The following is a 23200-nucleotide window of genomic DNA, read 5'->3' as shown; positions in this document are numbered from 1 at the left end:
TAGTTATTTAAAAAAATTAGCAGACTTTGTGCCAGTTCTGTATCTTTAGGACCAGGTTGAGACGATCTTTTGCCTCTAATTTTTCTAAAATATGATGGACGTGCGATTTGACGGTGCGCTCGGTGATGTTCATCGCCTGAGCAATTTCCCGGTTGCTTTTGCCTTGTAAAATCGCTTCCACCGTTTCCGTTTCACGATCGGAAAGCCGCTCTCGCCAGGACTGATTCCGGTTTGTCTGGCTTTCAAGCGTGGTAACACCCTGTATAAGAGCTTGCATAATGTTTTGGCCAACCCATGTATTGCCTTGCCGAATGGCGGCCAGTGCATGCCCGATTACTTCAGCATGAGCAAAACTGTTGAGGTAACCGCGCACTCCTTTTTTGAGCCAGCTCAGGCCTTCTTGTTCGTTAGGTTGATTGGACACAAGGAGGACAGGTTGCTGTTGTGCAAGGAGATTGTCAATGAATTCCGTTGAAACGTCAGGCTGATACTGGGCAACCCATAAACACCTTTGTATCTGTTGGAAGTCAGCAAGACTTCTGATTTTCTGGTAAGGCTCATTCAGAGCATTCTCCCAGTGTTCAGCCACAGAAGGTTGAGGCAAGTAGAGACAAATAGTTTCCATATGAGTGCAACATTGTTTATGGGCATTTTTTATAATCGTTCTGGCTAAGTTTACGTTAAGATTCTCTCAAAGCAACATCTTTGGCTTTGATAATTGGTTTAATCAAATAATCCAACACGGTGTGTTTGCCGACGATAATATCCACAGAAGCCTGCATGCCTGGCAATAAGTACAAGGGGTTGTCTGAATTACCCAGGTGATTTTGATTGGTTTTGATTCGGGCAATGTAAAAGCTATTGCCTTCTTCGTCGGTCATGGTGTCGGCTGAGACTTCTTTCACCGTGCCTTCCAGCCCCCCATAGATCGCGAAATCGTAGGCGGTAAATTTCACTTTGGCTTTCAACCCCGGGTAAACAAACCCAATGTCAGCGGGCAGGATTTTGGTTTCCAGAATCAATGCATCGTCCAAAGGCACGATTTTGGCAATGTCACTGCCTGGTTTGACCACTTCGCCCAGGGAGGACACCATCAGTTCGTTGATGGTGCCGTTGACCGGGGAGGTAATGTTGGTGCGCCGAACGCGGTCTTCAATCGCCTCTTCCGAGCTTTCAAGCTGGGACAGTTTGGCCAGCACGGTATTGAGTTCTTTCTGTGCTTCATTGCGGAATTTTTTGGTCTCTTCTTCGATCTTTTTGCGCGATTCGGTAATGATCGATTTCAGTCGGGGGATGGAAATTTCGATGGATTTGAGTTCGGATTCAAGGTCGGTGGCTTCGCGCTGGCTTTTAAGCAGATCGACTTCGGAAGCAATGCCTTCCTGGACCAAGGGTTTCATCATGTTGACTTCCTGGCGCAGGAGCTCCAGACTTTTGGAAACCTGACGAAAACGACTGTAGGCGTCGTCCAAATCCGACTTGTGCTGACTGATTTTTTCTCGCAGGATGTCGGTGGTGGTTTCCAGCCGGTCCAACTGGTTTCTATACAGCTTTTCTTCGCGGTTGAACATTTCGGTGACCTTGGGGTCATCGGCCGGCGGTTTAGACGCAAACGGTCGCCCTGTGGCCTGCGCTTGAAGGCGGGTGGCCTGAGCCAGTAGGTCGAACTGCTGGGCTTTGGTCTCGCCGTAGGAACTGATGTACTGGGTGTTGTCCAGTTTGAGCAGCACTTGTCCCTGTTTGACTTTTTCGCCGGAACTGACAAAGATGTTTTCGACGATGCCACCCTCAAGGTTTTGTACTACTTGAATGCGACTGGAAGGGACGACTTTGCCTTCACCCCGAACGATTTTGTCCAACTCGGCCTGGCTGGCCCAGACAATGCCCCAAATGATCACCAGAAAGAAAATCCAGACCAGAAGCTGAGAGCGCACTGTGGGTTTTTCCAGTGAAGCCTGGCTCAGGCTGGACATAAACCTCAGATCGGATTCGGAGAGATGTTTGTGTGAATTGCGTTTCGTCATCTTTTCCGCCCTAAGTTTGCTTGCTGATGCGCCCGGATTTGAGGGCTTCGAGTACTTTGTCTTTGGCGCCATCCGCAATAATCTTGCCGTGTTCCAGAACAATCAGGCGATCCACCAGTTGCAGCAGGCTCATTTTGTGGGTGACCAGAATGGCGGTGCTGTTGATGACGTCTTTTTTCAATCGATTGATCAGTGTCTGTTCCGTTTTGGCGTCCATGGAATTGGTGGGTTCGTCAAACAGGTAAATGGCGCTGTCCAACAGCAGGGCGCGGGCGACCCCGATGCTTTGGCGTTGTCCGCCGGACAGAGAGTCCCCGCCTTCAGCAATCGGCAGGCTGTAGCCGGAAGGGTGGGTTTTGATGAAGTCATCCACGCCGGCTAGACGAGCTGCCCTGAGGATGTCGCTGTCTTCCACATAGGGCGCACGGTAGGCAATGTTGTCGCGTACGTCGCCGCTGAATAGGCGCACATCCTGGGGCACATAGTTAATGTTGCGGCGCAGTTCCGCCGGGTCCAGTTGTGCGATGTCGATCCCATCGATCATGATGCTGCCCGAGTCGGGCAGGTAAAAGCCGAGAATCAGTTTTTCGATGGTGGTTTTGCCTGAGCCAATGCGACCGATGATACCGAGTTTTTCCCCGGGTTCCAGTGTGAAGGTGATGCCGTTCAAGGCCGGTTTGGTTTCGCCCGGATAGGTGAAGACCACGTTTTTGAATTCAATGCGCCCTTCAAAATGCGGGTGCTGAATGAAGCGTTTGGCGGTCGGGCGCTCTACTTCTTTTTGCATCAGCTCGTTCAGGGCATTCAGGGCGGTTTTGGTCTGTTGATAGGTGGCGGTGAGATTGGCAACCTGGCCCATCGGCCCAATGGTGCGCTGAGAGAGCATGACGGTGGCAATCAGGCCCCCCATAGTCAATGCTTTGTCCTGAATCAGATACACCCCGGCCAGAATGATGGCGACGGTGCTGATCTGCTGCATGAAGCCAGTCATGCGGCCGATGGAGTTTTGCAACATTTTCGATTTAATACTGGTGCGGGCAATTTCACCGACCGCCTGTTCCCATTTCCATTGCGAGTGCGCCTCAACCCCCAATGATTTGATGGTTTCCATGGCGGTCAGGGTTTCGATCAGCACTGCGTTTTTCTGGGCCGAGGCTTCATAGGTGTCTTCGACACTGCGTTGAATCGGGCCGCGCATGACAAAACTGTAAAGCACAATCACGGCAATGATGGCGATCGGCACGTACACAATTTGACCGGCAATGAAGTAAATAACCAACAGGAAAATAACCACAAAGGGCAGGTCGACAATGGAGGCGATGGTGCCCGATGTGAAAAAGTTGCGAATGCTGTCAAATTCTTTGAGATTGTTGGCAAAGGCCCCGATCGCGCCGCCTCGATTTTCCATTTTTAAGCCCAGCGTCTGTTCGAACAATTTGCTCGACATGATGACATCGCTTTTTTTACCGGCCACTTCCAGAAAATAGGAACGCAGAAACTTGAGCAGGATGTCAAACAGATAGACCACAGTGATGCCGATGGCCAGCACCCAAAGAGATTCGATCGCATTGTTGGGCACAATGCGATCGTACACATTCATCACAAACAGCGGGTTGGCCAAAACAAACAGGTTGATCACAAGAGAGGCGATGATCACATCACGGTAAATGCCTTTGTTGTCCCAGAAGGTCGACCAGAACCAGTGTCCGCGTCGGTTTTCTACCAAATCTTCCTTGCGCTCGGCTTGTTGGAATTTTTCGGTGATGTAAACGGCGTAGCCGAGGTAGTCTCGTGCAAGTTGGTCCAGTGGGACGGTTTTGCGCCCGTCAGGCGCTTCGGAAAAGATGACTGTGGCCTGTTTGCTGTCATCATCGATCTGCTCAAGCAAGCAGGCCTGGTCATTTTTAAGGGTTAAGATACACGGGAGGACCAGGGTGGGGATTTTGTCCAGCGAGCGTTTTTTGTAACTGATGCTGAGCCCGGCCCGGTCGGCGGCACGTTTCATTAATTCGGGTGTCAGTCGCTCGGCATTGTGAATGGGCAAGCCCGAAATCAAAGATTCTTTGGAAAACGGGCGTCGGTTCATGCGGGTGTAAATCAACAGGCAATCCAGTATCGGATCCTGGAAGCTGATGGGGGTCGTGGTTTCGTTCAAACTGGCTTGTTCGGGGGCTGTTTGTGTTTCAATGTCGGCCTCAGTCATCCCCGGCTCCTGTTGCTTGTGTGGTCAAAGGGGTCGGGACCCCAAAATAATACCCCTGGAACTGTTGAACGCCCAGTGCCTTGAACGCCTGGATTTGCGGTTCGGTCTCCACCGAGGTGGCAATGATGTCAATGTCGAGGCTCTGACACATTTCAACCAGCCCCTGGACATACTGTTGTGTTTGGGTGTCTTTTTCGATGGCTTTGGTCAATGCGGCATCAAGCTTCAGGTAATCCGGCCGTAAAGTTTGCAGATAAGACATTTGGGTGAAATGAGAGCCGAATTGATCCAGACCGAAGCGTTTCTGGTTTTGCCTCAAAGCATCGGCCAGTGCCTGAGCCGTCTCGGGTGCTTTCGTTGCGGCGCGCTCGGACACTTCGAAAGCTAGTGGTGCCTGGCCCAGCTCACCTAATTGACGGATAAACGCTTGCCAGTTAGCGGGGGAAGCGAGAGCAGGCAGGCTCAAGTTGATATCCAGCGACAACGGGTCTTGCGTTTGCGCCAAATACGTTTGCGCCAGTTGCATCACGTAATGGTCCAGACGGGCTTGCAAGCCCAGTTCCTGAATCGCAGGCATGAAGAAGCCAGCAGATCGAGTGGTGTCATTGCGGTCGCGTAAACGGACGAGCAGCTCCAGGTGAGTCGTTGTGTGAGTTTCTCCAATCACGGGCTGTTGAAAGAGCAGAAATCGCTTTTCATCCAGGGCCACTTGCAGATCATAGGGGGCTTCGGATCGATCCTGGCCTGAAGCGGGTGTGTGACAAAAAGCCTGGTTGGGGCCAGCGTCACTGGCTTGTTGAAGTCCATAATCAAGGCCTGACAACAGTTCGCTTCGGGTTTGTCCCGGGTGATAAGCTATGTAGGTAATGTTCAGATAAACCGGTAAGTCATCTGCTTGAAGTTCTTCGAGCAAGCCAGGCATAGCGCTTAACAGGGCGTTGACCGGATCGTTCAGAGTGTGGGCTCTGACGCCGGGGATCAAGCCGATCAGATCGGTGCCGTTCAGGCGGGCAAAAAAGGCACCGTCATGGGCCAGTACCTGCGTCATTTGCTTTCCGAGTGATTTGATCAATTTGTCCCCGGCCATATAACCCAGACGGTCATTGAGCGTTTTGAGCCCTTCTATATGAAGCATGACAATGCTGCCGCTGGGCGCATCGTTTTGAGGGTCCAGCATCGCGGCGATGTTCATATCAAAGTGACTGCGGTTGCTCAAACCGGTCACGGGGTCTTCATAAGCCAGCTTTTGCAAACGTTGCGCGTTTTGAGCGTCACGCTCAAAGACGACTTTCATTTTCTCCACCATGGCATTCATGGCATGGACCACCTGCTTGAACTCATGGGTTTTGGGCAGAGGGTCTTGCAGAATGTATTCTTTTTTGACGATGGCCTGGGCCTGGCGCTCCATTCGCTGGAGGGGTTTGAGCATGAGACGAATGGCACTGATCGCCAACGCGATGGCAATGAGAGCCACCAGTGCAAACCAGGCCAGCAATTGTTTGAACGTCTGCCAGAGTTCACTGTAGGCATAGCCCGGGTGACTCTGCACAGTCAATTCGCCGATGGGGATCCAGCCTGATTGGATCAAAGCATGGCTTTCAGGGGCTTCCATGGCAACCGCACGGATGAACCAGTGGGGAATGCCTTCGATGGTTTGAGGGTTGCGTCGCTGATAAATGATCTGCTCATCCCGGTCACGCAGAGTGATGTGCGCGTAATAACCCCGGTCAAATACCGCGTTGATCATGGTTTCCATGGTGGAGGGGTCTTCCGGGTCGGCGACGGAAGTCAGGGACAGGCCCAGCGACGTGGCGGTGTCCTGAGCATGGGACGCCAGCTGGTTGGCCAGAAATTGCCGAGTACTGTTCAGTTGTAGGATAAATGTGCCGATTAAGACCACCAGAAATAAGGTGGTCATAAACAGTACCATTTGTTTGTTCAGACTCATTTTGCCACCTGTGTGCGGTTATTGGTCCATTTTTCGGAGCAGGCTTTGCCAGTTTTTCAACTTTTGGGTGCCGCCATCGACGGCTTTGCCTTTGCCGCGTTGTTTGGCGACCCACAGCCCGTCGCCGTTAAAACTGTACACCGGAATCAAATCCCGGCGCTGGGCGGCCGGCAAGATTCGGGTGTTGATATTGTCCAGCACCAACGGCTGAGCCGTGGGTGTTTTGAAATAGGTCAACACCATGTGAGCCTGTCTGGGACGAAGCGCTTTGACGTATGTCAGATAGAGTTTTTCCTCGGCCACGCCCAAAGCCTTGAGCGTAAAATATTTGGCAATGACATAGTCTTCACAGTCTCCGCCATCGGTTCCCAGCAGTTCAGTCGGCGTTGACCAGTAATCTTTCTGCCCCCAGTGTTCGATGTCGGTCTTGTACGCTACTTGGTTGAAAAAATCGTTGACCTTCTGCAGTTTCAAGCGTTCCGGCTTGCGTTGGTTGTCGCGGATCAAATCTTGCCAGGCCTGCATGCGACGGCCAGCTAAAAGCCCGTAGTCCTTTTTGGCTTGCGCCACATCGGCATCCGAGACCAGTTGTGTGGTGTCGGTGGCACTGGCCCAGCCGATTCCCAATGCTGCCAGGCTGAGCAAAAGCCAAATTGGGAACACTTTGGGCATGGAACTCCTTTATTCACCAAAGGCCTTTCAGGGCTGGAAGCGGTTATAGTGCTTCATTGTTTCAGGGATGGTTTCTTTCGCCCCTGATGGCAACTTGTCAGGTGTCATAATCTCCAGCTCAATTCGTCGATTTTTTTGGCGTCCTTCTTTTGTCTCATTTGAGGCAGCTGGCAGGTTTTCGCCGTGACCATTCAGGTAAATTCTGTTGGAAGCATAGCCAAAATTTCGGATCAAGTATGTTTTTACTGAGTTGGCTCGGTTCCATGAAAGCCTGATATTGCTTTGCGATGAACCTTGATTATCAGTATGCCCTGAGATGAGGAGGATTTCTCCTTGCTCGATTTCTTTCAGTCGGCTAATGTCTTCATCCAAAATTGATTTTTGATCGGCCCGAATCGCATAAGAACCAGTGTTAAAAACAATGTTTGTCAAGGAAAGCATTTGCGGTTGACAGCCATAACGGTTAACGGTTGCGCTGGGGTCTGAGTCTGGACATTGATCTTCCTGATCAATCACGCCGTCGTTATCGGCATCCACCCGTTTAACACAGCCATCACTGCCAACCGGCGTGCCCAGTGGGGTGTTCGGGCATCGGTCAAGACGATCTAGGATACCGTCTTTGTCGGTGTCTTCTTCACAGCCAAGGAAGTTAACTTTCGCACCTTTGTATGAATTGGGGCACTGATCGAGCTCATCAGAAATGCCATCCTGGTCCGTGTCCTGTTGGCAACCAAACTCATCAACGTTTTTTCTGTCTAAGCTGTTTTGGCATTGATCCACGCGACCGTTAACCATGTCGTTATCCAAGTCTTTATACAGTGTTGTCACTTGTTGTGGGGGGTCTTGGGGTTGGTCCAGTGTTTTGAGGGCGTTTGTTTCAGCTTTTTTGGGACTGGCCAATGACAGGTGCAGGGGCAAAGAGGCTCCGGTCAGGATGAGAAATACTGGAAGGGCTTTGACCAATGTTTGCATGGCGGATCTGTCTCAAGTTCAACTGAAAGTTCAGACAACGCTTTCCTCGTTACGCTTCATTCATTGAACTTGGCGTTTACCCGCTTGAGTGCACTGCGGGTGAACAAGGGAATGAAAGCCTGCCCAGTGATGAAGTGGTGTACCACTTTCTGCTATCGTAAAGTTAATGTATGTATTACACACTTTTTTGAGCATTTTACCGCAAATAGCAGGGACATAAAATTAAAATCCAAAAAATCACGAGCTGATCTTTGGTGATTGATTCGGCTAATTTTTAAGGAAGTGCATGCAAGGTTCAAAGGGCGTTCATTAAGGCTTGATAGAGATCAGCGTCCGTCAGTCTTGTCGGGTTGCCATTCATGCTGCCGGAGCGGCAGTTTTGGAGTACGGGATCGAGGTTGTTCTCTGAGAGGCCGAACTGGCTCAGTCCTTGCGGGACATAACGCTGAGTGAGAGCGTTCAGCTTTGTCACCAATGCGTCACGCTGTTGGGTGGGCGATTGTTCGAGTGTTTCGGGTGCCAGTAAAGCGCCGACCTGGGCGTATTTATGCAGAATCTGCTGAGTGAAAGCGGTCTGTGGCTCTGCTGAGAGGGCGTCGATGTTGGCCTGGGTAATTGGGGCAAGAAGCCGGGCGCAGACGGCCCCGTGGGGGGCGTCAAAAAAGGCACCGATCGGACCGGCCAGACCGTGCACCGCACCCAGGCCCGCATTGGCCAGAGTGATGCCGGAAAGGCTGGCCGCTAACAGCATTTGAGCACGGGCTTCGGCCTGTTGATCAGGCTGGTCGGGCTGATCCAGTTTGGTCAGGGCGTCCTGACAGAGGGTAAGCCCTTTCCAGGCCAGGGCATCGGTCACCGGGTTGGCGTTGGCCGTGGTGTAGGATTCCAGCAGTTGCGTGAACGCATCCATGGCCGTGGGGTAAAGGACCGAGTCCGGGCAAGTGGTCAGTAATGCCGGGTCGAGCCAGACGCTGTGAGCAAGGAGCCGGTCACTGCGAAAGGATTTTTTGAATTCACCCAGACGCGACAGGACGGCATTTTTGGTGGTTTCGCTGCCGGTGCCGGCCGTGGTGGGGACGGCGACAAAGGGGGTGGTGGCTTCTGCAAATGGGTGGCCCAGTCCTACGCCTTCAAGGAAATCCATCACCGAGCGGCCGGATGGCAAGAGTCCGGCGACGGCTTTGGCGGTATCGAGCACACTGCCGCCACCGAGCCCAATCACCGCATCCGGGTGCTGCGCACGATGCTCTGCGACCAGTTTGTCCACGAGCTCAGGCGACGGTTCGCCGCTGACCGCGCTGACATGAACCCGACAGCCGTCGGCCTGCCATTGTTCGGCCAGCGTGTGCCCAAATTGACCAGGCCTGGTTAAAAAACCACTGCTCAGGATCAGCAGGCTGCGCCAGCCCTGTTTATTCGGCAGTTTCATGAGTTCATGGCGCACATCGGTGCCGAAATGCAAAGCGGGAAGTTGGGCAATCTGAAAATCTGGAATCATAGGGCGTCCATTTGGTTGCAGTGTCGGGTTCGGCTTCACTTAGCTGCTGTCTTCCAGCATGGCTTTGAGGCGGTCGATGTGCGCCAGGGAGTTGGCTTTACGCTCTTCCGGTGTCATTTCGGTGCCGGGTTTGCCCTCCCAGTGTAAATGCTCTTGCGGCAGCTCTTCAAGGAAGCGGCTGGGCTCGCAGCGGACGGTATCGCCGTATTTGCGTCGTTTTTTGGCATAGGTCATGGTCAGGCTGCGTTTGGCCCGGGTGATGCCGACATAGGCCAGGCGACGCTCTTCTTCCAGTCCGGGGGATTCCAGATTCTGTTTGTGCGGCAATAATTCTTCTTCCATGCCGATCAGAAACACATGCGGGAATTCCAGCCCTTTGGAGGCGTGCAGGGTCATGAGGGTGACCTGGTTCATGGCTTCCTGTTTTTCGTCTTCCTGACGTTCCATCATGTCCATCAGCGTCATGTGGGCCACGACTTTTTCCAAAGGCAGCTCGTCACCGTCTTCTTCCAGAGCTTTGTTGATCAAACGCTCGATCCAGAGCAGCAGGTCGCGGACGTTTTCAATGCGTTTTTCTGCCTGACGCGGCGTGTTGGCGGTTTCCTGGAGCCAGTTGTCGTATTCGAGGGTCTCCAGCAATTGGCGCACAAACACAATGACTTCCTCTCCCCGCTGCTGGTCGGCGGTTTTGACCCAGTCCAGCAGCTGTTGGCCAAACACCTGGACCCGTTTGAGCGCTTTGTCGCTGAGCACGGTGCTCAGCCCCATTTCCTGAGTGGCGTCAAACAGGCTGATCCCACGGCGGGTGGCGTAGCCGGCCAGTTTTTCCAGTGTGCTGGCCCCGATTTCCCGTCGTGGGGTGTTGACGACGCGCAGAAACGCGGCGTCGTCGTCGGGATTGACCAGCAGCTTGAGGTAGCTGAGCACGTCTTTGATTTCGGCTTTGTCAAAAAAGGATTGCCCGCCCGACAAGCGGTAGGGAATGTCCTGTTCGCGCAGAGCCCGTTCAAACAGGCGCGATTGAAAATTGCCGCGATAGAGAATCGCATAATCGCGGTATTCGGCATTGTGGCGCAACCGATGCATCATCAGTTCGGACACCACGCGTTCGGCCTCGCCGTTTTCATCCTCGCAGCCAATCACGCGCAGGCGATCGCCAAGCCCCATTTCCGACCAGAGCTTTTTCTCGAAAATGTGCGGATTGTTGGCGATCAGATGGTTGGCGGCATTCAGAATGCGGTTGCTGGAACGGTAGTTCTGTTCCAGTTTGATCACTTCCAGGTGCGGAAAATCCTGCTGAAGCAGTTGCATGTTTTCCGGCTGGGCGCCGCGCCAGGCATAAATCGACTGGTCGTCGTCGCCGACCACCGTGAAGCGAGCGGGGACCCCGACCAGTTGTTTGACCAGCTGGTACTGCACGGCGTTGGTGTCCTGGTACTCGTCCACCAGCAGGTAGCGCACCCGGTTCTGCCATTGGTCCAGAATGTCCGGGTGGGTCTGGAACAAATGCACGGGCAGACCGATCAGATCATCAAAATCGACCGCATTGTAGGCGTGCAGCTGTTTCTGGTAATAGTCATAAAGCACCGCTTTGGCGTGTTCTAATTCGTCCTCGGCATTGGCTTGCGCCTGTTCCGGTGAAATGAGGGCGTTTTTCCAGTTGGAAATGACCCACTGCACGCCATCGAGCTGTTCCTCCGGCATTTGTTGTTTTTTGACCAGTTCTTTCAGGATCTGTTTGCTGTCGGTGGCATCCATGATGGTAAAGCCGGGCTTATAGCCCAGGGCTTTGATTTCCCGGCGCAGAATGGTCAGCCCCAGATTATGGAAGGTCGACACATGCAGGCCGCGCGTGGGGGTGTCTTTGAGCAATTGCCCCACACGTTCTTTCATTTCCCGTGCCGCTTTGTTGGTAAAGGTCAGGGCGAAGATGTTATGCGGAGCCACGTTTTGTTCGCGAATCAGGTAGGCGATTTTTTCCGTGATCACGCGGGTTTTGCCGGAACCGGCCCCTGCCAGTACCAGAGCCGGAGTCTCGATGTGGCGCACCCCTTGGCGTTGTCGTTCGTTGAGTCCAAACATGGAAAATCGTGGCTCTTTCGCATCCTGAAAATGGATCGCCTATAATAGCAAAATTCTTCCCTTGATGAGGTCCGCATGCCAGCCACTCTGCAACAAAATCCGCTGAAACAAGATCAGGTGATTCACACGCATTTGCGAGGTCATGATTTGACGTTTCACACCACCTGGGGACTCTTCAGCCCACGCGAGATTGATGCCGGCACCCAGTTGTTGCTCAAGCATCTGAATCTGGGGGAAGAGTCGGCCCTGCTTGATATTGGTTGTGGTTACGGTCCGCTGGGCGTTGCCATGGCCGCCGAGTGCCCGCAAGCGGCGGTGCACATGGTGGACAAGGATTTTGTGGCGGTTGAGTACGCCCAGGCCAATGCCCGGCGAAATGGCTGTGACAACGCCCAGGCGTATCTGTCGAATGGCCTGAGCCATGTGCTCGACACCGCGCGGTTTTCCACCGTGGTGTCCAATATTCCGGCCAAGGTGGGCAAGGAAATGCTCTCCATTCTGTTGCAGGATGTGCACGCTCATTTATTGCCCGGTGGTCAGTTTGTGGTCGTGACCATCAATGGCCTGCGCCAGTACATGAAGCGTAATTTTAACGAGGTGTTTGGCAACTACCAGAAGATCAAGCAGGGCAAAGACTACACCATTTCACGCTGTGTGAAAGAGGCCTGAATTCATCGGCCAGGAATTTGACGGGCTCGGTTTTGACCAGGCCTGGGGAGGCTGTCAGGCCTGTTTGAATCGCGATTTGATGCGCTTGTAGTGTTTTTTCGCCTTTTTCAGATGGTGATGGCGCTGGCGTTTGAGCGCCTGTTGCAGCTGCCGTTGCTGGCCATGGTCCAGCGCTTGAAAAGGCGGGCGTGAATGCTCTACGGCATGTTCCAGCATCACAAAGTCATGTTCTTTCCCCAGCTGGCTGCCCAGTTTTTTAAGCCGATGCAATGCCTCGTCGGCTTCCAATGCCTCCGCGTCCTGAAACAGTCTAAGCTGAAACATCAGGCGTTTGACCCATTTTCGCCATTGATGATGCAGCTCGGTGGCGTTTTTATGTCGGCGGCTCTGCCCAAGCTCTAAGACGCGTTTTTGTGTTTTTTGCAGGCGTTTGCTCAGGCGGCGCGGGTCTTGAATGCTTTGCGGACGAAATTGCTGCCAATGAGCCCATTCCAGATCCAGCGCGTTTTCCAGGGAGTGACATAATGGGTCATTGGCCGCCACCTCGTCGCTGGGTGGGGTCAGGCTTTCGAGCAGGTCGGGGATCACGGTCTGCAGCGCGTCCGGCAGATGTGGTTGCAGGGCGTTGAGGGCATCGTGTTGCACTTTCTGGTCGCGGTGCTGCGATAACTGTTTGCCGATGGCTTTGAGGTTGGTCTCGCTACGCACGTAAAAATCAGAATCAAAGGGCTTGAGCAAACGAGTCCAGGCTCTCAGTTGCTTGGTCAGGACACGAATGTCATGCACGGCCTCATGCGACAAGCCCTGTTCATGCAGCCGCCGGTTTTCCGCTTCAAGGGCATCCATCGCCTGAACACGGGCGAACTCGATCACTTTAATGGCTTGGTCGGTACTGATTCGCGTCATATGCCCTCCCGGTTAACCCGTTGATTTCCTACTCTAACATGAACTTTTTTTTCTGGGTATGACGGTTTTGACATAATACAGGTGGCAAGTCGATGTTTTGGCACAGTCATCGCTAAGACACGGTTTTGAGATTAAGGCGCAGGGCGAAAGGAGGCAACCGTGAAACAAATACGTTCAGGTTTTCAATGGGTCGGGCTGGTACTGGCTCTCAGTATTTTGGCGGGATGTGAAAAACCGCCGGTGACCATCGTGTCGGCTCAGGTTGTGACCGATATGGATTCGGGGTCGGGCAATTTTGACCGGTTGTTGCGCTTGTGTTTTGCCGAGCCGATTGAAGCGGACTACTGGCACAAGGTCACCATCATGACCAAACAGGCCTACAAGCTGGAGGGAGGATCCTCCATCCGGCCGTTGGCTTCGGATCCGGATAATCCCTGTCATCTGAAGATCTTGTATAACTACATCCACAAGGATTCGCCTCCGGGGGCGCGTGAGATGATCAAGGAATATATGGTGCCGGGTAACATCGATCAATTGCTGGTGCAGGTGTATGAGCAAGCGCCCACGCCAGAAAACAAAGCGCGCCCCATTGCCGAAAAACTGTTTCGCGACCTCTAATGGTGACGTCGACGGCGTTGCCTGAGTGGGCACGCGCCTGGGGCGCGCCGGTGGCGGAGGCTCGGTTAAAAACTCAGCCCGCCGATTTCAAGGTGGTCGAGCAGCTTGGATACGAGTTGGATGGCGTTGGCGAACATCTCTGGTTATGGCTGGAAAAAACCGGTCACAATACCGAATGGGTGGTAAACGCTCTGGCCAAGCATTGGCAACTGCCGCCCAAGGCGTTTGGTTATGCTGGCAAAAAAGATCGCCAGGCGGTGACGCAGCAGTGGATCAGTGTCCATCTGCCAGGGCGGGCCGACCCCGATTGGTCAAGTCTGCCCTGGGAAGGTGTGCGTGTTATGACGGCAAAACGCCATGGCCGAAAGTTGCAGACCGGCGGTTTGGCGGGCAATCGCTTTGAGTTGTGTTTGCGAGACTGCCAGGGCGATCGCACGGAAATCGAACAGCGACTGTGTCGTCTGGCTGAGGAAGGGGTGCCCAATTATTTTGGCCCTCAGCGCTTTGGCAAGGCGGGCCAGAATCTGGCAGCGGCCACAGCCTGGTTGAAGCAGCCCAGAAAGCGATTGCCACGCCATCTGCGCGGGCTTTATCTGTCCGCCTTACGCTCGGCGCTGTTTAACGATGTGTTAAGCCAGCGAGTGCAGCATGGCACCTGGCAACAGGCTCTGCCTGGGGATGTCCTGATGACGCAAACGGGGGGATGTTTTGTGGCGGAGGCATTGGATGAAGCGCTCTGTCAGCGCATGGCTGATGGTGCTTTGTCTCCCACTGGCCTTTTAAGCGGTCGCGGTGCGCTGATGACCCAAGGCCAGCCCCGAGACTGGGAGCAATCGGTGATTGCGGCGCATCCACTTTGGCAGAACGGGCTGGAAAAGGCGGGGATGAAGCAGGCACGACGTGCCTTGCGCCTGTTCGCCAGCGAGATGGCCTGGCAGTGGGCGGATGAGACGACACTTAAGCTGACGTTTGCTTTGCCGGCAGGCAGCTACGCCACCACCTTATTGCGGGAATGGGTGCAGGTTTGACCAGGCCTGGTTATTTTTGCCTCACCCGAGGTCGGCACGTTGTGCGTTAGCGATAGAGGTCTTTGGGGTCAATGAGTGGGTCATTCAAAATGCGCGCCTGATCGCCTTCGACGGCGGTATAAAAACAGCTTTTTCGACCGGTATGGCAAGCCGGGCCAGTTTGGTCCACCAGCAGCAGGATCGCATCGCCGTCGCAATCCAGTCGCAGTGATTTCAGGCGCTGAATCTGTCCCGAGCTTTCACCCTTGCGCCAGAGTTGCTGACGTGAGCGCGACCAGTAGCAGACACGCCCCGTTGTCAGTGTTTCGGTCAGGGCGTCCTGATTCATCCAGGCCAGCATCAGGACATCGCCGGTATCATATTGCTGGGCCACGGCCGGTACCAGTCCCTGCTCGTTAAATTTGATGTTGGCCTGCAGCGTATCCCAGTCAAATGTCTGGTCTTTTTGGCCACTTTCCAGTGCCTTGAAGGTCAGGGTTGGCTCGGACATGGTCATTCCTCAGGGTTATTTGCGTCGCTTGGCCGCGGCAAAGGCCTGGGCAAACGGGTTGTTGGAAATGCTTTCTTTTTTCGCCGGTTTGGTTTTCAGCGACACTTGCGACTTGCGCCCTTTTTCCAACAGTGCGCGGAACAGCTCAGCGGTGGCCTGAGCATCGGCCAGGGCATCGTGTGCGTCGCCGGGAAACGGTTTGCCCAGTACTTTTTCATACGCATCGGTCAGCTTGGGCGTTTTGTAGAACCAGTACATTTTCTCTGATTGCCAGCGTAAGGCGCCGACCAGGTCTTTGGTGAGCACCGCCACATCCAACCAGTCGTTGTAGTCCAGCTCAAAGGTGAGCATTTTTTTGCTCGCGCTTTTTTCCAAATAGGCAAAGTCAGACTCGGTGGAATAGGCCAGTACCACATCGGCTTCGCTCAGATGGCGGTGAATGTCGTCCCAGGCATGCGCCAGAAACGGGGCTTCGGCGACCATTTCCGTGGTGATGTTGTGCTTGTCGTTTTCCGGAATGTCGTAGCCGGGGTTGATCAGCTGATCGTAAATTTTGTTGCCGTCCAGATCACACAGCGACACCTGAATGATGTCGGCGCTGTCTTTGGTGGCAATGTCCGTGGCTTCGATGTCGATGCACACCACCTTCTTGCCTTTGAGTTCCTGGTCGGTCTCTTTGAGCTTAAACAAGGCGTCGTTGCGACGTTCGTTGAGCAGGTTGATCACTTCGGATCGGGTGAACTCTTTGACCAGCTCGGTCAGTTTTTCCCGCAGTTTGCGCACCGAGCGCGTCAGCGCCTGACGCACCGCATCGTCGTCACTGGCCCGTTCGATCAGTTGCGTCACGCTCAGCACTTCGTCCTTCACCAGAAACTGTTCCAGCATGCGGTCGACAATTTTGCGGGTGTCAAAGTTCAGCGCTTCCAATGGCGGAATGCGCAAGGTGGCGCTGATTAACGCCTTTTCCCCTTTGGCGGGGGAGGCGATGACCTGCATGCCTTTGATGTCGAGGCCATCGGAGGCGGCCACGGCGACAATGTATTCTTTGATGGGTTGGTTGCGTTTGTCGATCAGGATCAGCTGGGCGTTGCTCATAAGGGGTCAGGGAGATTGTTACAAAAAAGCGCATTTTAACAGGTTGGCATGGCCCTCGGGTGCAAACTGCTTTTTTGTTGCAAAAAAAGCGGTCGGGCGCGCGTTACAATGCATGGTGTATTGAATTGGAACGGTGAGGAGTTGTATGCAAGCAAAATCATTGGTATCTGCCAGCATTTTATCGGCCACGCTTCTGATGGCATCCAGCCCTGTTGTGGCGGAAGAGGATGGTTTTGTGCAGGCTGCCAAAACCCATGCCAAGGAAGCCCAGGCTGACTGGTTTGAAACCTATGCCGAAGAAATCCAGCAGCTTCAACAAAAAGAAGGGTACCTGGGGCCGGAACTGCCCATTCCACAGGCACAGAAAGTTCAGGAGGGGGTTTACACCGTGGTCGGAAGCTTTATTTGGGGCACGCGGCAGAATTATGGCCTCAATAATAATCTCACAGCGGTGATCTTCGAAGACGGCGTGTTTGTTTACAACGCCGGTCCCAATCCGGCGGTGGCCTATAGTTTTCACCAGCAGATCAAGCGCCTGACCGACAAGCCGGTGAAATGGCTGGCGGTGGAGAACAATCAGGGGCATGCGTATCTTGGTAGCAGCTACTGGTGGGATGTGGGGGTTAAAAACCTGTATTCACAGCAGCAGGCCAACGAAAACTGGCACCGTGACTTCGCTGAAGATAAGGCGCGTTATGCCGCAGCACGGGGCAAAGCCATTACCCAGCCCGCGCGCGATGTCACAGAGCACTTCACCACCTTCGAACAGAAAAAGGTGATTGAGGTCGGCGGCGGCGAAACGGTTGAATTGCATAATTTTGGCGGCGGGCATACGCCGAGCATGACCGGGGCTTTTGTGCCGTCACGCAATCTGCTTTTTACGGGGGACCTCGGGTTTAATGAGCGCCTGCCCGGTCTGTTGCATGGGTCCAATGTGCTGGAGTGGATGGCGTCATTCGAGCGTATGGTGGAAACGGTGCCATCGGACGTCACCGTCATTCCCGGACATGGAACGCCTACCGACATTGAGACCTTGAAAGCACGAACCTATGATTATTTTGCCGATCTGGTGGAAAAAGTTCAGACCGTGATCGACCGCGGGGGCGATGTGCATGAGGCAGAGAAGGTGGATCAGTCGGCTTACGCGGATCGGGTGGTGTTTGAACAACTGGCCAAACCCAATGCGCGAAGTGTTTACCATACGCTGAAAGCGCAATCGGGACGCTGATTCCGTGACCTTTGAAAAGGCGTGAGCTCGGAGGCCTTTGTGCTATAGTGACATTTATTGCTGCCTGATCAGAGCGGTTAGGAGGGTTTATGTCGCTCTTTCATTCCGATGCCGACGCACAAGGTGTTTCTTCCGAACTGGATGTGTTTGAGCCTAAGCGGGCCATTCACGCGGTTCGTCGTCAAGTATCACTGAGCCTGCTTCATCACTTTTCCATTGCCACGGCGCTGGTCTTTCTGGTCTTTGGTCTTAATTACGTGCTGACCGGAACGGCGCTGGTTTTGGGCGCGGTGGAAGTGACGCTGGGACTGGCACAACTGGTCAATCTCTGGATGGTCCGCCGTTTTGGTTTTCTCATGTTTGGCCTGCGTTTTCTGGTGGTGTCGGTCTATTTCATGAGCTTGCTGATTTTTATCACTGGCGGATTGGATAACACCGGGTACCTTTGGCTGTTGTTTATTCCGTTGTTTACCATGTTGCTGTTCCCGGCAAGGGAAGCGATTCGTTGGGTGCTGGTCTATTCGGCCATTGCCCTGGTTCTGGTCGGGCTGAGCGGGTTCGATCTTCTCTCGCTTCCGTACAGCTGGGGTGAAATTCGCCAGACGCTGATCGTGTATTTTCTGGTGATGTTTTTGACGTATCATAATGAAAAGGTCAAATCCATTGGCCGCCATTTGCTGCAACAGCAGAACCGGGAGCTACACCGATTGAGTCAGTGTGATCCCATGACCGGCTTATACAATCGCGGTTATCTGACTCATTTACTGGAACAGCAGACCGAGGGCGCGCAGGTGCAGGGCACAGCGCTGTCGATTGTGATGGTGGATCTGGATCATTTCAAGGCGATCAACGACCGTATGGGGCATCAGGCCGGGGACCGGGTGCTGAGAAAGCTGTCCGGGCTGTTGACGGATGCCCTGCCCGAGGACGCGGTGGTCGGTCGATGGGGCGGTGAAGAGTTTGTGATTTTATGTCCGGGGCACACTCTGGCTGCCGCACAGAACCTCGCAGAACACTTGCGTCGTAAAATCGAAACCACACCCTTTGCCGTCGATTGGGCCGTGACCGCCAGCTTTGGAGTGGTCGCTTATCAGGGGGAGCCGGTGGAGCAGACACTGAAAGCGGTGGACGATTTGCTGTATGCGGCCAAAGCGGCGGGACGCAACCGAGTCTTAGCGCAAAATGATGTGAACCAAGGAGAAGGCTATGAAATCAATCAAACAATGGGCACTGGCCTGTCTGGCTGGTAACTTAATGGCCGGCATGGCCTGGGCAAGCGATGACGAGCATTTCGAAGGGTTAAAACCGGCGACCTATGCTCAGGCACAGGCGTACTTGCGTGAATACAATGCCAAACTGGCCGCCTTGGCGGAAGATGGCACAATTAACCCCGCTGAAATGGGTGAAATCCATCAGTTAACCTATACGCTGGAAAATTCGCTGGAACGCATGGAAGAAGAAATGGAGCGGATCGAAGAGGTTCTGGAGCGAGTGCACCAAGGTTCGGAGCACGGGGAATATGACGCTGTGTTGAAGCATACTCATGATTACCTTGATGCGTCAGACGTTTTGATCACTCAATAGGATGCGACGCTCAAACCGGCCGTATGGCGGTTCGAGCGACTGACCTAGGGCGTCGCCCAGAGTTGCACCAGCCCCAGCAGGATGGCATAGCGAACCCCTTTTCCCAAGGTGACCAGTACGGCAAACAGCCAGAAGCGGGTGCGCAGGATGCCCGCCACCAGTGTTAAGCCATCACCGATCAAGGGTAACCAGGCAAATAATAAAGACCAGATGCCATAACGCTGAAACCAGGCCTGGCTGCGTTGCAAGGTGTTGGGGCGAATGGGAAACCAGCGGCGGGATTGAAAGTGAAGCAGGTAGCGGCCCAGCAGGTAATTCACCATGGACCCCAGGCTGTTGCCTGTGGTTGCAATGGCCCACAACAGAGCAGGACTGTAACCCTGACTGGCCAGCGCCAGTAAAAGCGCTTCCGAGCCTGCCGGAAACAGCGTGGCGGCCAGAAAGGAAACTGCAAACAGGCTCAGCAGTGCGTTCATGAACCACCCCTGCTGGTGGCGCCCTTACGCAATGCCTGTCAGGCCTTCCATTTGATTGAGCAACCCATGCTTGGGATCTGTTCTTCCGGTCCTTTTCCCGTTTGCGCGACCTGAATCATGGCGTCAAGCAGGTCACGCTTGACGTCGTCCGGAGCCGTCTCCTTGCGTGACGCATCCAATCGGCCCCGATACTGCAGCCCCAAATCCGCGTTGTAGCCGAAAAAATCAGGGGTGCAGACGGCTCCATAGGCTTTGGCTACCTCTTGCGTTTCGTCCAGTACATAGGGAAACGGGAAGTCAAATTGCTCGGCCACCGCGCGCATGTTGTCAAACGAGTCTTCTTCGTACTCGCTGGGATCGTTGGCCATAATGGCAATGCTGTGAATGCCGTGCTCGTCGCGTAGTTTGCGGGTGTCAGCAACCAGGCGTTCCTGAATTGCTTTGACGTAGGGGCAGTGGTTGCAAATGAACATCACCAGCAACCCGTTCGGGCCTTTGGCTTTGTCCAGTGTCCAGGTCTGTCCATCCACGCCAGGCAGCTCGAATGCCACAGCGGGGGCGTCAAAATCACAAACGGGCGTTGTCAGACTGACCATAAGTAAACTCCTGTTCAATGAAACGACACCGTGACGGTGATGGCCGTTTCCGGGGGGACTATTTTTCGGGCATCATCGAGGAGTGGTGATGCACGATCTTCCATTGATGATCACGGTATTCATACACAAAAGTATAGCGAGCCGGAACCACGGATTTCTGACCGTCGGCCTCCACTTCAAAATCATAAATGCCAGCATCCGTCAGCTTGTTGCAGCCTTTTTTGATGTTGCGTTGTTTAACGATGCCGTAAGGTTTTTTCTCAAGGAAATGTTCAAAATAGTCTTCGATTTCACGGGTTGTGGTGCGAGGCACATTGGAGACGGTGGGCAGCAGTACCGCATCGTGCGCGTACAGGGCGGCCACCTGTTTGGCGCTGCCGGTTTGTAGGGCCTGATTCCATTTGTGGAACAGCTCTTCCGCCAGCTTCTTGTCAGCCGGCTGGCACACCACCTGTTCATTTGCTTGCTGGGTGTCAATCGGCTGATTGTGGGCGGCGCGTCCAGTGATCTGCTTGCGCGCGTTGTTGCGCTGGTAATGGCCGAAGCTGATTTGGGTGTCATCGCCCTGATCAATGCCGCGACTGCCTGAAATCGTTATTTTTCGAGTCATGACGTCATGTCTTTAGATTGAATGAAAAGGCGTTCATTCTATACGAAGAGGGTGAAGCTGATCCATAGAACTTTGGTATGGGTCCTTGTGACTGGGTCTATGGGTGAGAGGGAGGTGAGCGGTGTTTTGCGTCTGACCGGCCGAACGCCAGTCAGACAGGAAGGTCTGTGAAGGTTATTTAGCAGCGTTGTAAAGTGCTTCGACCTTGTTCCAGTTGACCACATCCCACCAGGCCTGCATGTAATCAGGACGGCGGTTCTGATAACGCAGGTAATAGGCGTGTTCCCAGACGTCCAGCCCCAGGATCGGCGTGCCTTTGACGTTTGCCACGTCCATCAAGGGATTGTCCTGGTTGGGTGTGGAGGAAATTTCCAGTTTGCCTTCCGCAGACACGGTCAACCAGGCCCAGCCAGAGCCAAACTGGGTGGCGCCAGCGTTGTTGAACTGAGCTTTCATGTCTTCAAAGCTGCCGAAGGTCGCTTTGATGTCATCGGCCAGAGCGCCCGATGGTGCGCCCATGCTGTCGCCGGTCATGATTTCCCAGAAAAAGCTGTGGTTCCAGTGGCCGCCGCCATTGTTGCGGACCGCCGGTGAAATGCTGCCGGCGTTGGCAATCAGCTCGTCCAGAGATTTGTCCGCATTGGGCGAGTCTTTGATGGCGTCGTTGAGCTTGGTGACATAAGTCTGATGGTGCTTGGTATGGTGGATTTCCATGGTTTGGGCGTCGATCGCCGCATCAAGCGCGTTGTAATCATAAGGTAAATCGGGCAGAGTAAATGCCATATTCAGTCTCCGTTTGGGTTAATGCCCTCACCATTGCGAGGACAGCTAACTAGATGAATCACACGCATCTATTGTAGCCACTCAGGTGACTATTGCAATGCCCGAGTGTTTTGATCAGGAATTAGCACCAGGCCTGGTAAAAAAGCAAGCCAATCCGCATTCGAGGCAAGCCGGTAAAAAGAAAAATTTAGAAAATGTTGTCCAGATGCTCGGGGGGTGCGGGCATGTCAGAAAGGATTTCGTTTTCATTGGGCGGCATCTGCAGATAGTAGCCTTTGCTTTCAAGGGCATTTTGAACTTCTTCAGCATCTGCGCGCGCCAGCGTGCGCCCGGGACCCAGTTCGAAGTCGACCACATGTTCCGGGGTGCCAAACATGACGTAGAGTTCGTCGGGCAAGGCGTCCAGCTCTTTCGCTTTGGGGACAAACAGATACAACTCGGCTTTTTTGGGGCTTTTGTAGGCAGATACTTCCATGGTCTTTTCTCAAAGTAAGCAAAACCTTATTTTAACATGCCTGGCAACTCGGCGTAATCGGTGCATTCGGTGATTGGGGTCGGAGTTTCTTGACCTGGTGAGGCAATTTCATTATTCTTATGCGCTCTTTTGTGTCCGCTGAACCGTCCTGACAGACAGGATTTGAACGCGTTCGGCCCAACAGAACAGGAAACGCTATGGCAGAATCAAATCAATCCAAAATCGTGATCCTCGGCGGCGGTGGCATGGTCGGACGCGCAGTGATCAATGCGTTGTCCAAACAGGGCCTGATCTGTGATGTGCTGGTTCGGCGCCCGGCGAGGTATCGTGATTACAGGTTATACAGCGGGGTTCGAGTGCGGCCATTGGCCTCGTTAGAGGATTCAGCGTTTCTGGCCAAGGCCTTTCAGGGGGCGGATGCCGTCATCAATTTGCTGGCAGATTTGACGGCCGGGCCAGAGGCGGTCGAGGAAGACGCACTGGTGAGCGCGACGCAACAGATCAAAAAGGCGGTGGAAACGGCCAAGGTGCCTCGTGTGGTGGCCTTGTCTCACCTGGGCGCGGACGCTGGCAATGCGCGTGACAACTGGCTGTACCAGCTGGGGGAAGCGGATGCAGTGACCCATACCATCACACAGGCCCAGACCACCGTGCTTCGAGCAGGTTTGCTGCTGGGACCCAATGATGAGGTCAGCAGCTGTTATCAGGCGCAGCTTAAGCGGATGCCTCTGTTGCCGGTTTATCAGGCTGGCCTGGCGGTTCAACCCTTGTCGGTTCAGGATTTTGCCGCAGCCCTGGTCAAGGTGATGACCCACCCGGCGGATTTCGAGAAAAAAGTGACGGTGGTGGGGCCCGAAGAGATGACGCTGAAAGATGTGGCCCAGACCGTGGCAGATTTGATGGGCAGAGAACATGCCGTTTTGTTGCCGATGTGTCGTTTGAATGCGCGTTTGATGGCGTCTTTGGGCGAGTTGGCACCGATCCGATCTGCTTCACACTTTCAGCTGAAAACCTTGCGGGCCGATAAAACGGCGGACACGGTGTTTGCGTCTCAGTTTGGGTTTGCGCCTCAGAGTATTGAGCAAACGCTGGCCGGGTTGGTTGCACCATCGCAGATGCGCGAGCGTTATCCGGCCTATCGTCAGGAAGCGGGCCGGGATGGTTCCGTTTGAGCGAGTTGTTGCGCCGAGGTTGATGCGAGCCGCCGACTGTTTTAGTCAGGCGGCTTTTTTGTTTAAAGGGG

Annotated in this window: 23 protein-coding genes; 7 read left to right on the top strand and 16 right to left on the bottom strand. The window is 53.9% G+C overall.

What is annotated here, in order from left to right; translation table 11 throughout:
• Positions 1–16: 16 nt before the first annotated feature.
• The 8 genes from AVO41_RS10035 to rep all read right to left on the bottom strand — a co-directional run bounded on the left by AVO41_RS10035 (position 17) and on the right by rep (position 11399).
• Positions 17–625, bottom strand: a complete 609-nt coding sequence (locus AVO41_RS10035; protein ID WP_068586513.1) for a response regulator transcription factor — start codon at positions 623–625, stop codon at positions 17–19.
• 55 nt (positions 626–680) lie between these two features.
• Positions 681–2024 (bottom strand): HlyD family type I secretion periplasmic adaptor subunit, encoded by a 1344-nt coding sequence (locus tag AVO41_RS10030; protein ID WP_235584731.1) that lies wholly within the window; start codon positions 2022–2024, stop codon positions 681–683.
• Positions 2025–2034: 10 nt separating this feature from the next.
• The gene (locus AVO41_RS10025) at positions 2035–4227 is read right to left on the bottom strand and encodes a type I secretion system permease/ATPase (RefSeq protein ID WP_082676735.1); all 2193 of its coding nucleotides are present in this window, start codon (positions 4225–4227) and stop codon (positions 2035–2037) included.
• A complete protein-coding gene (locus AVO41_RS10020) occupies positions 4220–6175 on the bottom strand; it encodes an EAL domain-containing protein (RefSeq protein ID WP_068586510.1) in 1956 nt (651 codons plus the stop codon). Before AVO41_RS10020 ends, AVO41_RS10025 begins: the two co-directional genes overlap by 8 nt.
• 18 nt (positions 6176–6193) lie before the next feature.
• Positions 6194–6847: a transglutaminase-like cysteine peptidase gene (locus AVO41_RS10015; RefSeq protein WP_068586507.1), complete on the bottom strand. Its 654-nt coding sequence runs from the start codon at positions 6845–6847 to the stop codon at positions 6194–6196.
• A 27-nt stretch (positions 6848–6874) separates the two neighbouring features.
• A complete protein-coding gene (locus AVO41_RS10010; RefSeq protein ID WP_068586504.1) occupies positions 6875–7819 on the bottom strand; it encodes an OmpA family protein in 945 nt (314 codons plus the stop codon).
• 295 nt (positions 7820–8114) lie between these two features.
• Positions 8115–9317: an iron-containing alcohol dehydrogenase gene (locus tag AVO41_RS10005; protein ID WP_068586500.1), complete on the bottom strand. Its 1203-nt coding sequence runs from the start codon at positions 9315–9317 to the stop codon at positions 8115–8117.
• Positions 9318–9356: 39 nt separating this feature from the next.
• Complete coding sequence (gene rep / locus AVO41_RS10000; RefSeq protein WP_068586497.1) at positions 9357–11399, bottom strand: DNA helicase Rep; 2043 nt, start codon at positions 11397–11399, stop codon at positions 9357–9359.
• 75 nt (positions 11400–11474) lie between these two features.
• Here rep and AVO41_RS09995 point away from each other — a divergent pair, with 75 nt between their 5' ends.
• Positions 11475–12068, top strand: coding sequence for a class I SAM-dependent methyltransferase (locus AVO41_RS09995; RefSeq protein ID WP_068586494.1), 594 nt, complete (start codon positions 11475–11477; stop codon positions 12066–12068).
• Positions 12069–12122: 54 nt separating this feature from the next.
• On the opposite strand, the gene AVO41_RS09990 is transcribed toward AVO41_RS09995, so the two are convergent.
• Positions 12123–12974, bottom strand: a complete 852-nt coding sequence (locus AVO41_RS09990; RefSeq protein ID WP_068586489.1) for a CHAD domain-containing protein — start codon at positions 12972–12974, stop codon at positions 12123–12125.
• A 159-nt stretch (positions 12975–13133) separates the two neighbouring features.
• On the opposite strand from AVO41_RS09990, the gene AVO41_RS09985 reads away from it, so the two are divergent.
• Positions 13134–13592, top strand: coding sequence for a hypothetical protein (locus tag AVO41_RS09985; protein ID WP_068586486.1), 459 nt, complete (start codon positions 13134–13136; stop codon positions 13590–13592).
• Positions 13592–14620, top strand: coding sequence for a tRNA pseudouridine(13) synthase TruD (truD, locus tag AVO41_RS09980; protein ID WP_068586484.1), 1029 nt, complete (start codon positions 13592–13594; stop codon positions 14618–14620). The genes AVO41_RS09985 and truD overlap by 1 nt, the downstream gene beginning before the upstream one ends.
• 46 nt (positions 14621–14666) lie before the next feature.
• On the opposite strand, the gene hisI is transcribed toward truD, so the two are convergent.
• Both hisI and AVO41_RS09970 read right to left on the bottom strand, forming a co-directional pair.
• On the bottom strand, positions 14667–15110 hold the full coding sequence (gene hisI, locus AVO41_RS09975; protein ID WP_082676752.1) for a phosphoribosyl-AMP cyclohydrolase: 444 nt from the start codon (positions 15108–15110) through the stop codon (positions 14667–14669).
• A gap of 15 nt (positions 15111–15125) precedes the next feature.
• Positions 15126–16205: a 3'-5' exonuclease gene (locus tag AVO41_RS09970; protein ID WP_068586481.1), complete on the bottom strand. Its 1080-nt coding sequence runs from the start codon at positions 16203–16205 to the stop codon at positions 15126–15128.
• A 145-nt stretch (positions 16206–16350) separates the two neighbouring features.
• Between AVO41_RS09970 and AVO41_RS09965 the strand changes: the two genes are divergently transcribed.
• The 3 genes from AVO41_RS09965 (at position 16351) to AVO41_RS09955 (ending at position 19017) form a co-directional block, all read left to right on the top strand.
• Positions 16351–17433, top strand: coding sequence for an MBL fold metallo-hydrolase (locus AVO41_RS09965; RefSeq protein ID WP_068586478.1), 1083 nt, complete (start codon positions 16351–16353; stop codon positions 17431–17433).
• Between the two features lie 89 nt (positions 17434–17522).
• Positions 17523–18683 (top strand): GGDEF domain-containing protein, encoded by a 1161-nt coding sequence (locus AVO41_RS09960; RefSeq protein ID WP_068586475.1) that lies wholly within the window; start codon positions 17523–17525, stop codon positions 18681–18683.
• On the top strand, positions 18640–19017 hold the full coding sequence (locus AVO41_RS09955) for a DUF6746 family protein (RefSeq protein ID WP_068586471.1): 378 nt from the start codon (positions 18640–18642) through the stop codon (positions 19015–19017). Before AVO41_RS09960 ends, AVO41_RS09955 begins: the two co-directional genes overlap by 44 nt.
• A gap of 44 nt (positions 19018–19061) precedes the next feature.
• Here the strand turns inward: AVO41_RS09955 and AVO41_RS09950 are convergent, their stop codons facing one another.
• The 5 genes from AVO41_RS09950 to AVO41_RS09930 form a co-directional block, all read right to left on the bottom strand.
• On the bottom strand, positions 19062–19493 hold the full coding sequence (locus AVO41_RS09950; RefSeq protein WP_068586468.1) for a YqaA family protein: 432 nt from the start codon (positions 19491–19493) through the stop codon (positions 19062–19064).
• 38 nt (positions 19494–19531) lie between these two features.
• Positions 19532–20089, bottom strand: coding sequence for a thioredoxin family protein (locus AVO41_RS09945; RefSeq protein ID WP_068586466.1), 558 nt, complete (start codon positions 20087–20089; stop codon positions 19532–19534).
• A 58-nt stretch (positions 20090–20147) separates the two neighbouring features.
• Positions 20148–20699 carry an SgcJ/EcaC family oxidoreductase gene (locus AVO41_RS09940; protein ID WP_068586463.1) on the bottom strand — a complete coding sequence of 184 codons (552 nt, stop codon included), beginning with the start codon at positions 20697–20699 and terminating at the stop codon, positions 20148–20150.
• Between the two features lie 174 nt (positions 20700–20873).
• Positions 20874–21482 carry a superoxide dismutase gene (locus tag AVO41_RS09935; protein WP_068586460.1) on the bottom strand — a complete coding sequence of 203 codons (609 nt, stop codon included), beginning with the start codon at positions 21480–21482 and terminating at the stop codon, positions 20874–20876.
• Positions 21483–21669: 187 nt separating this feature from the next.
• Complete coding sequence (locus tag AVO41_RS09930) at positions 21670–21957, bottom strand: YcgL domain-containing protein (RefSeq protein WP_068586457.1); 288 nt, start codon at positions 21955–21957, stop codon at positions 21670–21672.
• A 197-nt stretch (positions 21958–22154) separates the two neighbouring features.
• Between AVO41_RS09930 and AVO41_RS09925 the strand changes: the two genes are divergently transcribed.
• A complete protein-coding gene (locus AVO41_RS09925) occupies positions 22155–23129 on the top strand; it encodes an SDR family oxidoreductase (protein ID WP_068586455.1) in 975 nt (324 codons plus the stop codon).
• Positions 23130–23200: the final 71 nt, after the last annotated feature.

This window comes from Thiomicrospira sp. WB1, from assembly GCF_001507535.1.
Classification (GTDB): domain Bacteria; phylum Pseudomonadota; class Gammaproteobacteria; order Thiomicrospirales; family Thiomicrospiraceae; genus Hydrogenovibrio.
Note: the sequence above shows the minus strand (reverse complement) of the source record. Positions and strands in the feature narration are given on the sequence as shown.

Bases quoted from the DNA above. Each gene is read 5' to 3' on its own strand.
- AVO41_RS09945 (WP_068586466.1), bottom strand. From the start codon at position 20,089: ATGGTCAGTCTGACAACGCCCGTTTGTGATTTTGACGCCCCCGCTGTG.
- AVO41_RS09990 (WP_068586489.1), bottom strand. From the start codon at position 12,974: ATGACGCGAATCAGTACCGACCAAGCCATTAAAGTGATCGAGTTCGCC.
- AVO41_RS09960 (WP_068586475.1), top strand. From the start codon at position 17,523: ATGTCGCTCTTTCATTCCGATGCCGACGCACAAGGTGTTTCTTCCGAA.
- AVO41_RS10025 (WP_082676735.1), bottom strand. From the start codon at position 4,227: ATGACTGAGGCCGACATTGAAACACAAACAGCCCCCGAACAAGCCAGT.
- hisI (WP_082676752.1), bottom strand. From the start codon at position 15,110: ATGTCCGAGCCAACCCTGACCTTCAAGGCACTGGAAAGTGGCCAAAAA.
- AVO41_RS10010 (WP_068586504.1), bottom strand. From the start codon at position 7,819: ATGCAAACATTGGTCAAAGCCCTTCCAGTATTTCTCATCCTGACCGGA.
- AVO41_RS10030 (WP_235584731.1), bottom strand. From the start codon at position 2,024: ATGACGAAACGCAATTCACACAAACATCTCTCCGAATCCGATCTGAGG.
- AVO41_RS09965 (WP_068586478.1), top strand. From the start codon at position 16,351: ATGCAAGCAAAATCATTGGTATCTGCCAGCATTTTATCGGCCACGCTT.
- AVO41_RS09995 (WP_068586494.1), top strand. From the start codon at position 11,475: ATGCCAGCCACTCTGCAACAAAATCCGCTGAAACAAGATCAGGTGATT.
- AVO41_RS09955 (WP_068586471.1), top strand. From the start codon at position 18,640: ATGAAATCAATCAAACAATGGGCACTGGCCTGTCTGGCTGGTAACTTA.
- AVO41_RS09940 (WP_068586463.1), bottom strand. From the start codon at position 20,699: ATGACTCGAAAAATAACGATTTCAGGCAGTCGCGGCATTGATCAGGGC.
- AVO41_RS10035 (WP_068586513.1), bottom strand. From the start codon at position 625: ATGGAAACTATTTGTCTCTACTTGCCTCAACCTTCTGTGGCTGAACAC.
- rep (WP_068586497.1), bottom strand. From the start codon at position 11,399: ATGTTTGGACTCAACGAACGACAACGCCAAGGGGTGCGCCACATCGAG.
- truD (WP_068586484.1), top strand. From the start codon at position 13,592: ATGGTGACGTCGACGGCGTTGCCTGAGTGGGCACGCGCCTGGGGCGCG.
- AVO41_RS09970 (WP_068586481.1), bottom strand. From the start codon at position 16,205: ATGAGCAACGCCCAGCTGATCCTGATCGACAAACGCAACCAACCCATC.
- AVO41_RS10005 (WP_068586500.1), bottom strand. From the start codon at position 9,317: ATGATTCCAGATTTTCAGATTGCCCAACTTCCCGCTTTGCATTTCGGC.
- AVO41_RS09950 (WP_068586468.1), bottom strand. From the start codon at position 19,493: ATGAACGCACTGCTGAGCCTGTTTGCAGTTTCCTTTCTGGCCGCCACG.
- AVO41_RS10020 (WP_068586510.1), bottom strand. From the start codon at position 6,175: ATGAGTCTGAACAAACAAATGGTACTGTTTATGACCACCTTATTTCTG.
- AVO41_RS10015 (WP_068586507.1), bottom strand. From the start codon at position 6,847: ATGCCCAAAGTGTTCCCAATTTGGCTTTTGCTCAGCCTGGCAGCATTG.
- AVO41_RS09930 (WP_068586457.1), bottom strand. From the start codon at position 21,957: ATGGAAGTATCTGCCTACAAAAGCCCCAAAAAAGCCGAGTTGTATCTG.
- AVO41_RS09935 (WP_068586460.1), bottom strand. From the start codon at position 21,482: ATGGCATTTACTCTGCCCGATTTACCTTATGATTACAACGCGCTTGAT.
- AVO41_RS09925 (WP_068586455.1), top strand. From the start codon at position 22,155: ATGGCAGAATCAAATCAATCCAAAATCGTGATCCTCGGCGGCGGTGGC.